Consider the following 12,532-nt stretch of genomic DNA (forward strand, 5'->3'; position numbering starts at 1 on the left):
GGCTTGGTCAGATCCGGGACGCCGCGCGAGCCGGAGGGGGCCTCGTCACGGCCGGAACCGGAGGCGCCGCCGTCCTGCGCGCCGCGTGCCCCCCGGGCACTCTTCTCGCCCGCCCTGGCCCCGGGTACCGGCGTCCCGGTGCGTTCACGCTCCGCGGAGACGCCCTGGGTGAGGTCGGCGACGACCGGCGAGGGAGGCATTCCGTTGAGTACCGCCCCGTCGAGGGCGGCAGCGGCGGCGGCCGCGACGTCCACCGCGTCCAGGGTCCGGTTCATCGCGGGCTGTGCGGAAGACGTGCGCGTACGGCGGCGCTTGGCCGGCGCCCCACCGTCCGTCCGGTCCACGTCGTAGACGTCCCCGCCCGCCGGGCGGCGGGTCGAGGAGCGACGGGCACCCTCCGGCAGCACCTCGCGCCACTGCTCGTCGTACCGCTCGTCGTCGGCGTCCTCGTACTCCTCCGGCGCGGCGACGAGGCCCAGCCGCACGCCGAGCTGCCGCAGTCGCTGCGGGATGGCGTTGACCGGGGTGGCGGTGACGACCAGGAGCCCGAAGACCGTCAGCAGCAACAGCAGGGGGACGGCGAGGACCTCGCCCATCGCGAAGATCAGCGGCTTGGAGGCGGCCCAGCCGATGAGCCCGCCGGCACCCTGCATGGCGTCGGTGCCGTCCTCGCGGCCCGGTGAGCCGCAGGCGATGTGCACCTGGCCGAGCACCCCCACCACGAGGGCGGAAAGACCGATGACGATACGGCCGTTGGCCTCGGGCTTCTCCGGATAGAGGATCAGCCGCACGGCGACGGCGCCCAGCAGTATCGGCACGAGCAGGTCCAGCCGTCCGAAGGCCCCGGTGACGAGCATCTCCACGAGATCGCCGACGGGACCCTGCAGATGTGACCAGGTGCCCGCGGCCACGACGAGCGCGATACCGAGAAGGAGCAGGGCCAGACCGTCCTTGCGGTGCGCGGGGTCGAGTCCCTTCGCGCCGCGCCCTATGGAGCGGAACACCGCGCCGACGCCGTGGGCGGTGCCCAGCCAGACGGCTCGGGCCAGCCGGTACACGCCCCCGGTGGGGGACGGGGCGGGTTTGGGCGCGGGCTTCCTGGCCGCCGCCTTCTTGGCGGGAGCCTTCTTCGCGGGCGCGGTCTTCTTCGCTGCGGGCTTCCTGGCGGGCGCGGCTTTCCTGGCCGGCCCTTGACCACGGCCGGCAGCCTTCGCGGCGCCCGCCGCCCCCTGGGAACCCTTGCCGGACGTACGTGAGGCCATGTGACCGAGGTTACCGGTGTCGACCGCGGTGGACACGTGTGCCTACGGCTTCACCCGTCCGTGTCGTGCGGTCGGGGGCACGGAAGTGACGCGCCGTCAGCCGCGCCGCGGGGTCGCTAACCCTGCGAGGGCAGGGCGTTCGCGGAGCCGCCGGTGCCGGGCTCCAGCGCGTCCAGCGCGCGGCGCAGCCCGGTCAGCTTGCGCTCCAGATGGGCGGCGGTGGCCACGGCCGCGGCGTCGGCCGAATCGTCGTCCAACTGCTTGGAGAGGGCCTCCGCCTGCTCCTCGACCGCCGCCAGCCGTGCCGAGAGCTCGGCCAGCAGCCCTGCGGGCTCCCTGTCGTCGGCCCCCGGCTGCACCCCGCCCTCGAGCTGGAGCCGCAGCAGCGCGGCCTGTTCACGCAGCTGGCAGTTCTTCATGTACAGCTCGACGAAGACCGAGACCTTGGCCCGCAGGACCCAGGGGTCGAAGGGCTTCGAGATGTAGTCCACCGCGCCTGCCGCATAACCCCGGAAGGTGTGGTGCGGACCGTGGTTGATCGCGGTGAGGAAGATGATCGGGATGTCCCGGGTCCGCTCCCGCCGCTTGATGTGCGCGGCCGTCTCGAATCCGTCCATCCCTGGCATCTGGACGTCCAGCAGAATGACCGCGAAATCGTCCGTGAGCAGCGCTTTGAGCGCTTCCTCCCCTGACGATGCCCGCACCAGCGTCTGATCGAGCGCAGAGAGGATGGCCTCCAGCGCCAGCAGATTCTCCGGCCGGTCATCGACCAGGAGGATCTTGGCCTTCTGCATCATGGCCCGCCCTCCTCGCCCCGGAATCGCACCGGGTGCCGCCCCAGGGGACGACTCCCTTGCGCCGTCCGTCCTTGTGCCGGTCATGGTAGCCGCACCCCGCCCGTCACCACACCCTGTCACCGCGATGTCACTGTGCACATAGCTCAAACGCGGGACGAGTCCAGAAGGTTCCCCGGATTCCCCACACTCACACCCTTTCGAGCACATCCGATCAGCGGTTCACGACCCCACGCGCACCAAACGGTCACTCTCCGCGCATCCACCTTTCCATCACCGACAGCAGGTGGTCGGAATCGACGGGCTTGGTGACGTAGTCGGAGGCGCCGCAGTCGAGCGCCTTCTCCCGGTCGCCCTTCATCGCCTTGGCGGTCAGCGCGACGATGGGCAGCCCGGAGAACTGCGGCATCCTGCGGATGGCCGTCGTCGTGGCGTAGCCGTCCATCTCGGGCATCATGATGTCCATCAGCACGATCGTCACATCGTCGTGCTGTTCGAGGACTTCGATGCCCTCGCGCCCGTTCTCCGCGTAGAGCACCGTCAGCCCGTGCTGCTCCAGCACGCTGGTGAGCGCGAAGACGTTGCGGATGTCGTCGTCGACGATCAGCACCTTCTCCCCGTGGAACCGGAACACCGGCCGGGACTCCTGCTCCTCCTGCGGGCTCTGCACCTGTCTCTTATACATGTGTATAAGAGACAGGCCGTGCCCAGGGCCTTGCGCCGGCGCCGGAACACCCCGGCCGTGGCGGCCGGATCGCCCAGGGGCGGCTCGCCACCGGCGTGCGGGCCCGCCTCCAGGTGCGGGTCCTCCCCCGCGCCGGCCATGGGGATCTCGACGCTCCCGGGCACCGTCTGCGGGTAGCCCTGCGGCGGCAGCCCGCTCGGGTGCAACGGCAGGTACAGCGTGAAGGTGGACCCGCGTCCCGGCTCACTCGCGGCGTGGATCTCGCCGCCCAGCAGCCGGGCGATCTCCCGGCTGATGGAGAGCCCGAGCCCCGTGCCGCCGTACTTGCGGCTGGTGGTGCCGTCGGCCTGCTTGAACGCCTCGAAGATCACCAGCATCTTGCTGGACGCGATACCGATCCCGGTGTCGGTGACGGAGAACGCGATCAGGTCCGCGTCCGCGTCGCGCAGCGAACCGGCCTCCAGCAGGTGTTCCCTGATGGAGTTCGGCACGTCCGCCCCGGCCGGCCGGATCACCAGCTCCACGGCGCCGCCGTCGGTGAACTTCACCGCGTTGGACAGCAGGTTGCGCAGGACCTGGAGCAGCCGCTGCTCGTCCGTGTGCAGCGTGGCCGGCAGCTCCGGGGAGACCCGTACCGAGAAGTCGAGCCCCTTCTCCGCGGTGAGCGGCCGGAACGTCGCCTCCACGTAGTCGACCAGCTGCACCAAAGCGATCCGGGTCGGGCTGACGTCCATCTTGCCCGCCTCGACCTTGGACAGGTCCAGGATGTCGTTGATCAGCTGGAGCAGGTCGGAGCCCGCCCCGTGGATCGTCTCGGCGAACTCCACCTGCTTCGGCGAGAGGTTGCTCTCGGCGTTGTCCGCGAGCAGCTTGGCGAGGATGAGCAGCGAGTTGAGCGGGGTGCGCAATTCGTGCGACATGTTCGCCAGGAACTCCGACTTGTAGCGCATCGAGACCGCGAGCTGTTCGGCACGCTCCTCCAGGACCTGCCGGGCCTCCTCGATCTCGGTGTTCTTCACCTCGATGTCGCGGTTCTGCTGCGCCAGCAGCTCGGCCTTCTCCTCCAGTTCGGCGTTGGACGCCTGGAGCGCCTTCTGCCGGTTCTCCAGCTCCTGGGAGCGGTCCCGGAGCTGCTCGGTGAGCTCCTGGGACTGTTCGAGGAGCTTCTCGGTCTTCGTGTTGACGCTGATGGTGTTGACGCTCGTCGCGATCATCTCGGCGAGCTGGTTGAGGAAGTCCCGCTGGATGTGGGTGAACGGCTGGAACGAGGCCAGTTCGATCACGCCGAGCACCTTGCCCTCGAAGAGCACCGGCAGCACGATCACATGGGCCGGAGGGGCCTCACCGAGTCCGGAGGAGATCTTCAGGTAGCCGGGCGGCACGTTGTCCACCTGGATCGTCCGCTTCTCCTCGGCCGCCGTACCGATGAGCGTCTCGCCGGGCCGGAAGGACGTCGGCATCGAGCCCGCCGAGTAGCCGTAACTGCCGCGCATCCGGAGCTCGTACGCGCTGTCGTTGGCCCCGTCGGCCGCGCCCACCTCGTCACTGTCCCCGGTGGGGACGGCGAGGAAGAACGCCCCGTGCTGGGCCGAGACGACCGGGGTCAGCTCGCTCATGATCAGGGACGCCACGTCGTCCAGGTCGCGACGGCCCTGCATCAGACCGGAGATCCGGGCGAGGTTGCCCTTGAGCCAGTCCTGCTCCTTGTTGGCCAGGGTGGTGTCGCGCAGGTTGGCGATCATCGTGTTGATGTTGTCCTGGAGGACCTGGATCTCGCCGGCGGCGTCGACGTCGATCTTGAGGTTGAGGTCGCCCCGGGTCACCGCAGTGGCGACCGCCGCGATGGCGCGCACCTGGCGGGTGAGGTTCCCGGCCATCTCGTTCACCGACTCGGTGAGGTCGCGCCAGGTGCCGTCGACGTCGCGCACCCGGGCCTGACCGCCCAACTGGCCCTCGGTGCCCACCTCGCGGGCCACCCGGGTCACCTGCTCGGCGAAGGACGAGAGCTGGTCGACCATCGTGTTGATGGTGTTCTTCAGCTCCTGGATCTCGCCCCGCGCGTCGATGTCGATCTTCTTCGTGAGGTCGCCCTTGGCGATGGCCGTGGTCACCGCGGCGATCTGGCGTACCTGACCGGTCAGGTTGGAGGCCATCGAGTTCACCGACTCGGTGAGGTCCTTCCAGGTGCCCGAGACCCCCGGGACGCGCGCCTGGCCGCCCAGTTCGCCCTCGGTGCCCACCTCGCGCGCGACCCGGGTCACCTCGTCGGCGAAGGAGGACAGCGTCTTCACCATCGTGTTGACGGTGTCGGCGAGTTCGGCGACCTCGCCGCGCGCCTCGACGGTGACCTTCTTCGTCAGGTCACCGTTGGCGACCGCGGACGAGACCCGGGAGATGTTGCGCACCTGGCTGGTGAGGTTGTTGGCCATCAGGTTGACGTTGTCGCTGAGGTCCTTCCAGATGCCCGTCGCACCGCGCACCCGGGCCTGACCGCCGAGGATGCCCTCGGTACCCACCTCGCGTGCGACCCGGGTCACCTCGTCGGCGAAGTTGAGCAGCTGGTCGACCATCGTGTTGACCGTCGTCACCAGTTCGAGGATCTCGCCCTTGGCGTCGACGGTGATCTTCTTGGACAGGTCCCCCTTGGCGACCGCAGTGGTCACCTCGGCGATGTTCCGCACCTGGAGGGTGAGGTTGTTCGCCATGCCGTTGACGGACTGGGTGAGGTCCTTCCACGTACCGGAGACCCCCTGCACCTCCGCCTGGCCGCCGAGGATGCCCTCCGTGCCCACCTCACGGGCGACCCGGGTGACCTGCTCGGCGAAGTTCGAGAGCTGGTCCACCATGGTGTTGAGGGTGTTCTTCAGCTCCAGGATCTCGCCCCGGGCGTCCACGTCGATCTTCTGCGACAGGTCACCCCGCGCCACCGCCGTGGCGACCTGCGCGATGTTGCGGACCTGGGCGGTCAGGTTCCCGGCCATGCCGTTCACCGAGTCCGTCAGGTCGCGCCACACTCCGGCCACGCCCGGCACCTGCGCCTGACCGCCCAGCCGCCCGTCGGTGCCCACCTCACGAGCCACCCGGGTCACCTGGTCCGCGAAGGCGGAGAGCTGGTCCACCATCGTGTTGATGGTGTTCTTCAGCTCCAGGATCTCGCCCCGGGCGTCCACGTCGATCTTCTGCGACAGGTCACCCCGCGCCACCGCCGTGGTCACCTGGGCGATCTGCCTCACCTGGGAGGTGAGGTTGCCCGCCATGAAGTTGACGGAGTCGGTGAGTTCCTTCCACGTACCGGACACGCCGTCGACGCGCGCCTGACCGCCGAGCCGGCCCTCCGTGCCCACGTCGCGTGCCATCCGTGTCACCTGGTCGGCGAAGTTGGACAGCTGGGCCACCATGGTGTTGACGGTGTTCTTGAGCTCCAGCATCTCGCCGGCCACGTCGACGGTGACCTTCTGCGAGAGGTCGCCGTTGGCGACGGCGGTCGTCACCTGCGCGATGTCCCGGACCTGGCCGGTCAGGTTCCGGAAGGCGGTGTTCACCGAGTCGGTGAGGTCCTTCCAGGTACCCGCCGCACCCGGCACCTCCGCCTGGCCGCCGAGGCGGCCCTCGACGCCGACCTCCCGGGCGACCCGGGTCACCTCGGACCCGAACGACTGGAGCTGGTCCACCATCGTGTTGACGGTGTTCTTCAGCTCCAGCATCTCGCCGGCCACGTCGACGGTGACCTTCTGCGTCATGTCGCCACTGGCCACGGCCGTGGTCACCTGCGCGATGTCCCGCACCTGCGTCGTGAGGTTGCGGAAGACCGTGTTCACCGAATCGGTGAGGTCCTTCCAGGTACCCGCCGCACCCGGCACCTGGGCCTGTCCGCCGAGCAGCCCCTCGCCCCCGACCTCGCTCGCCACGCGCGTCACCTCGTCGGCGAAGGTGCGCAGCGTCTCCGTCATCTGGTTGATGGTCTCGGCGAGCTGGGCGACCTCGCCGCGTGCGCTCACCGTGACCTTCTGCGACAGGTCGCCGTTGGCGACCGCCGTCGTCACCTCGGCGATGCCCCGCACCTGGGAGGTGAGATTGCCGGCCATCGTGTTGACGGAGTCGGTGAGGTCCTTCCAGACCCCGGCCACCCCCGGCACCGTCGCCTGTCCGCCCAGCTCGCCCTCGGTACCCACCTCGCGGGCGACCCGGGTCACCTCGGAGGAGAACGACGACAGCTGGTCCACCATCGTGTTGACGGTGTTCTTCAGCTGGAGCATCTCACCGGCCACATGGACGGTGACCTTCCGCGACAGGTCCCCCTTGGCGACGGCGGTCGTCACCAGGGCGATGTCACGCACCTGTGCGGTCAGCCGGTACGCCATGGTGTTCACGGAGTCCGTGAGGTCCTTCCAGGACCCGGACATGCCGCGCACCTGGGCCTGGCCGCCCAGCTTCCCCTCGGTGCCCACCTCGACCGCGACGCGCGTCACCTGCTCGGTGAACGCGGACAGCTGGTCGACCAGGTTGTTGACCGTACGGGCGACCTTCAGGAACTCGCCCCGCAGGGGCCGGACCGTCTCGTCGGCCGTGTGGCTCCGCAGCTCCATCCGCTGCTCCAGGTCACCGTCGGCGACCGCGGAGAGCACCCGCCCGACCTCGGACACGGGCCGCGCCAGGTCGTCCACGAGCTCGTTGGAGGCATCGATCGCCGCCGCCCAGGAGCCTTCGCAGGCGCCGGTCTCCAGGCGCTCGGTGAGCTTGCCCTCCCGGCCGACCACACGGCGTACCCGGGCGAGTTCACCGGTCAGGTGGAGGTTGCGGTCGGCGACCTCGTTGAAGACCGCCGCGATTTCCGTGAGTACGCCGTCACCGGAGACGGTCAGCCGCCTGCGGAAGTTCCCGTCGCGCATCGCCACGAGGGCCCCGAGCAGTCTGTTCAGAGCTGCCGCGTCCACCTCGATGGTTCCATGGCGCTGTTTTTTCACGGACTGTCCGCCTTTAGTGCGCGTTCCTGAACCCCGCGCCGCCACGCCAGACTCCACCGTGTCCCTCCCGCAGGGGTTGACCATTCGCTCGGGCCGTTCCAGGCCCGCTGTCGGAAGCTTGCCCACTTCCACTTCGGCTCACCGTCACAGCACACCGTCGACGGGTGACTATGCGGACGTCAAATCGTTGAAACGTACCAGGCCGCAACCGGACAGGGGGCAAGGTCGTGCGTTGTCCCTCCTCCCTCACCGGGCGTCCACAGCCGCTCACCCGCGCACCGCCCCGGGGGGCCGAGGAGACAAGTACGCCCTCGTGTACCCGGGACACCGGGCGAGCGTCTAGCCTGGCAGGCGAATCGAAGCGGCGAGAAACGGGCACAGGACTCGGGGAAGCGACGAGACACCATATGGGGAGTGCTGTGATCACCGCGCGTGCGGCTGCCACCTTCGATCCGGTCGGACGCTCGGTGGCGACGGCCCGCGCCTTCGTCCGCGACACCCTGCAGGGCTGGGGCTACACCGACGTCGTCGACGACGCCGTCGTCCTGACCAGCGAGCTCGTGACCAACGCCGTCGTGCACGCGGGCACCGCGGCCGACGTCCTGTGTCTACGCACCGAGGACGGTGTGCGCGTCGAGGTCTCCGACCACTACCCGGAGCGGGAGATCCCGCTGCAGAGTTCCGGGCTCGACTTCGGCAGCCCGGACCGCGAGGGCGGCCGGGGACTGCTCCTGTGCGCCGCTCTCGCCTCGCGCTGGGGCGTCGAGTACAGCCCGGCGCACAAACACGTCTGGTTCCAGCTCGACCTCCCCGAGCGGCCCGTGGGTATCCGTTCCGCGGGCCCTGTCCTGCCCACGGCCCTGCTCCCGGTCGCCGACGAGCGGGTGCGGGTGGCGGTCGTCCAGATCGACGGTTCGGGGGCGATCGCCTCCTGGAACGAGGACGCCGTCTTCCTCTTCGGCTACGCGGCCGACCAGGTCACCGGCAAGCAGCTCACCGACTTCGCCGCCTGGCCGCACACCCCGGGCACGAGCACGGGCATCGCCGACGCGCTGCGGCTCTCCCGCTGGGAGGGCAGTTACGGCATCCGCGGCGCGGACGGCAGGGTGATCCCGGTGTACGCCTCGCACCTCCGGGTCCGTGACACCCAGGGCGAGCCCTCCACCGTCTGTCTCCTCGTCCGGGACCACGAACGCGCCGTGCTGCAGACCCCGGTGCGGCCCCCCGTCGACTCCTCGAACGAGAACCGCGCCGTGGACCCCTTCGAGGTCTTCATCGGCTCTCCGGCCCCTGACGATCTCGACGGGCTGCTGCAACGCACGGTCGAGCGGGCCCGCGACATGCTGGACGCCGACGCGGCGTTCCTGCTGCTGGCCACCGACGACGAGACGGAGCTCGAGGTACGGGCGACGACCGGGCTGCCCTCGGCCCGCCAGCGCTTCGCCCGGGTCCCCGTCGAAGCCGGTACCAACCGCTACAGTTCCGCCCGTATGCCGGCGGTCCACGAGGACCTGGCCGCCGTCCCGGGTGCCGTGCCGTTGCTCACCGACACGGGGATGCGTTCCGTCGTCACGGTGCCGCTCAAGGTCGAGGGCCGGCTCACCGGTTCCCTGGGGGTCGCTGCGGAGGCGGCGGGCCGGTACACCAACGAGGAGGCGCTGCGCCTCCAGTTCGCGGCCGACCGTATCGCGCTCGCCGTGGAGTCGGCCAGGCTGGGAGAGCTGGAGCGGCTGCGCCGTGGCTCCCTGTCGTTCCTGGTCGAGGCGTCCGACCTGCTGGCGGGCACGCTGGACAGGGATCAGACCCTGGCGCTGATGGCACAGATGACGGTGCCGACGCTGGCCACCTGGTGCGCCGTGTACACGATCGCCGACCAGCTCTCGGAGCCGTATCTCTCGTACGTCCTGCACGAGGACGAGGAGCGCATCGACGGCCTCAAGGAACTGTTGTCCTCCATCGCCCCGCCGGACCCCGTACCCACCCCGGGGGCACGCATCTGGCCCGCTCCCGCCCGGGCCGGCCACGAGGCCGCCTTGCGGGTCTCCACGCGCACGCTCGGCCGGGACGCCCCGCTGAGCATGGGTTCGGCCGCACGCACGACGCTGGCGACGGCGGCAGCGGTCGGCGGGGAGACGGTGGTCCTGCCGCTCGTCGCGCGCAACCGTGTGATCGGCATGCTCACGCTGGGCAAGCCGTCCGACGAGCACTTCCGCCAGGAGATCCTGGAGCTGGCCGAGGACCTGTCCCGGCGGGCGGCCCTGGCCCTGGACAACGCCCGGCTGTACTCGGAGCGCATGGCCATCAGCCAGTCCCTCCAGCGCAGTCTGCTGCCGCCGGGGCTGCCCGACGTGCCCAACGTCGAGATCGAGGTGATCTACCGCGCGGCTGGCGAGGGCAACGAGGTCGGCGGCGACTTCTACGACGTCTTCCCCATCCGTGACGGCGCCTACGGCTTCGCCATCGGCGACGTCTGCGGCACGGGCCCCGAGGCGGCTGCGGTGACGGGTCTGGCCCGTCATGCGCTGCGCCTGCTGGCCCGGGAGGGCTTCGGCGGTCCGGCGGTGCTGGAACGCCTCAACGCGGCGATCATGGATGAGGGCGACCGCAGCCGCTTCCTGACCCTGCTGTACGGGGAGTTGTGGCCTCAGGAGGACGGCAGCGCCCTTCTGAAAGTGGTCTGCGCCGGTCACCCCCTTCCGCTGCGTCTGCGCCAGGACGGCTCCGTGGAGCCCGCGGCCGACCCTCAGCCCTTGCTGGGGGTCATGGACGACCTGGAGCTGTACGAGCAGGAGGTCACCTTGGACCCGGGCGACGTCCTGCTCTGCGTGACGGACGGCGTGACCGAACGCCGCGAGGGGACCCGCATGTTGGGCGACGACGGCCTGGCCGAAGTCCTCTCGGTGTGTACGGGCCTGACGGCCGGAGCGGTCGCAGGACGCATTCTGCGGGCCGTCGAGCGCTTCGCGGCGGAGCCGGCCTCGGACGACATGGCGATCCTGGCCATGCGGGTGCCGGAGCCTCAGAACTTCTAGCGCGGTGACCGTGACCGCCGAGGATCCCGTCCTGTTGCGGACCCGGGTGGCCGGGGCGCCGGAGAAGACCGCACACCGTCCGCACCCGGGGCGGATCCCGTTGGTCACCTGTCTGTGATCCCGCCACCGGCCACGGCGCCGGTCACTGGCCGGCGGGGCGGTTCCCGGCCGCGAAGAGCCCGGTGTACGCGCGCAGTGCCGCGTGGGTGGCCGGAAGTCCGTGAGAGGCGAGACTCCCACCGAGGTCCTGGTCCGTGTTCCACCAGCCTTCGAGGAGATCGGCGAGGGCGTGGAGAAGCTGCTGCTGCGGACGGGAGAGACGCTCGTACGGAGGGCGGGGCTCGGGCAAGGGGCCAGGGAAGAGGTGGGCCAGAACCGCTTTCGCCTTGGACGCCCGTTGCGAAGGGCTGACGGACGGCAGACAGGCGGCGACTGCGGCACTAGAGGCGGGGCAGGGCGGAAGGGCGAGCAGAACGTCGGCGGTGTGACCGTGGAAGTCGCCCAGGCTGTAGCCGGTCGCTGGTACAGGCGCAGGGGCCGCGGCCGCCGCAGCGAGTTCGGCAACGGCCCGGTCGAGGGCCGGACGGTCGAGTTCCGCAGACGCTCTCCGGGCGGCCTGGGCGACGGCGGCGGCGGCCCAGCGTACGAGCCCGTCCTCGGCGTCCAGACTGTCGATGACGGTCCCCGGGAGGGCCGTCGTGCCGAGGATGCCGACGGCTACCAGCGAGGTGGCCTTCGCGACGGCGTCGTCCTCCCGCGCGGCAAGGCCGAGCAGGAGGGGCAGGGAGGTGTCCGCCAGTTCGGGAAACCAGGCCAGCAGGTGGGCGGTCCTGGTGCGGACGCGGGGATTCTCGTCGTCCAGGAGACCGCGCAGTGCCGGAAGTTCGGCGAGTACGGCGTCGTACGACCGCATCGAGGAGTCACGGGCATCGACCGGATTGCCGGCCGCCACCCAGTCCTGGATGTCCCGTAGGTGCCGGTGTCGCTGCTCGTCCTGCTCAGCGGCCAGCGCCTCCTCGTACAGCGGGAGGAGCTTGTCGGAGGAGTTCTCGGCTGCTTCCGCGCGCCAGGCGGCGATGTCGGCCCCGTCCATGATCGCGCACTCCTCGTCCCAGTTGACCGCGAGGCCGGTCAGGAGCTCCAGCGCGAGCTCACGCGCCGGATCCGGGCCGGCGAGAACGATCCGGGCAAGGAACGGCACGACGTACGGAGATGCCTGGCAGCGGGTTCCCTGGTGCGCGAGATGATTGAACAGCCCGCTGACGGCCCTGCTGTCGTGCCTGCTCATCGCGTCCGCACAGGGCACGCAGCCCGCCGGGCACATCGGCGGCCGTCCCGTAGGCGTGGTTCAGGGCCGCCCAGTCAACTTCGTCCAGGCCGACCAGCAGGTCGTCTTCCGCAGTGGTCACGACCGCATGATGGCAGAGTCCTGCGACACGGTGGCCATGCGAGGCACGCACCGGATTGCGGAGGCCCGCATACGAGAAAGGCTCCCGTCTGAGACGGGAGCCTTTCTGCTTTCCTGAGCCCCAATGCGGAATCGAACCGCAGACCTTCTCCTTACCATGGAGACGCTCTACCGACTGAGCTATTGGGGCCTGTTGCTTGTCGCCCTGCGGCAACGAGCTAAAGCATACCCCAACGAGGGAGCCACTCATAACCACCGTCCGCTCCCAGTTCCTTGTCATGGGTCTGCGGCGGGCGTGGGTCCGGATCGCCGGCCCAGGTCTCCGCGCCAGCCGGTGCCGGTACGTCTCGGGCCTCCGCGAAAATGCCCCTGGAACGCAGAAAAGCC

At 70.0% G+C, this 12,532-nt stretch carries 4 protein-coding genes, 1 tRNA gene and 2 pseudogenes; 1 reads left to right on the forward strand and 6 read right to left on the reverse strand.

All coding sequences use genetic code 11. The features are described from left to right. The 4 genes and pseudogenes from IH13_RS0102955 to IH13_RS0102970 all read right to left on the reverse strand — a co-directional run. Positions 1-1,262, reverse strand: a pseudogene (locus IH13_RS0102955) (cell division protein FtsK); the annotation flags it as partial. Positions 1,263-1,378: 116 nt separating this feature from the next. After that, a complete protein-coding gene (locus IH13_RS0102960) occupies positions 1,379-2,059 on the reverse strand; it encodes a response regulator (RefSeq protein WP_031080806.1) in 681 nt (226 codons plus the stop codon). A 244-nt stretch (positions 2,060-2,303) separates the two neighbouring features. Beyond that, positions 2,304-2,714 (reverse strand): annotated as a pseudogene (locus IH13_RS45950) (response regulator); the annotation flags it as partial. Next, positions 2,660-7,705: a HAMP domain-containing protein gene (locus IH13_RS0102970; protein ID WP_420713332.1), complete on the reverse strand. Its 5,046-nt coding sequence runs from the start codon at positions 7,703-7,705 to the stop codon at positions 2,660-2,662. The gene IH13_RS0102970 and the pseudogene IH13_RS45950, both read right to left, overlap by 55 nt. Positions 7,706-8,124: 419 nt before the next feature. On the opposite strand from IH13_RS0102970, the gene IH13_RS0102975 reads away from it, so the two are divergent. Then, positions 8,125-10,737 (forward strand): SpoIIE family protein phosphatase, encoded by a 2,613-nt coding sequence (locus tag IH13_RS0102975; protein ID WP_031080812.1) that lies wholly within the window; start codon positions 8,125-8,127, stop codon positions 10,735-10,737. A 142-nt stretch (positions 10,738-10,879) separates the two neighbouring features. On the opposite strand, the gene IH13_RS0102985 is transcribed toward IH13_RS0102975, so the two are convergent. Continuing rightward, positions 10,880-12,025 (reverse strand): HEAT repeat domain-containing protein, encoded by a 1,146-nt coding sequence (locus tag IH13_RS0102985; protein ID WP_158791030.1) that lies wholly within the window; start codon positions 12,023-12,025, stop codon positions 10,880-10,882. A 237-nt stretch (positions 12,026-12,262) separates the two neighbouring features. After that, a tRNA-Thr gene (locus tag IH13_RS0102995) sits at positions 12,263-12,335 on the reverse strand. Between the last annotated feature and the right edge of the window lie 197 nt (positions 12,336-12,532).

The sequence above is a fragment of the Streptomyces sp. NRRL WC-3549 genome (genome assembly GCF_000721935.1).
In the GTDB taxonomy this organism is placed as follows: domain Bacteria; phylum Actinomycetota; class Actinomycetes; order Streptomycetales; family Streptomycetaceae; genus Streptomyces.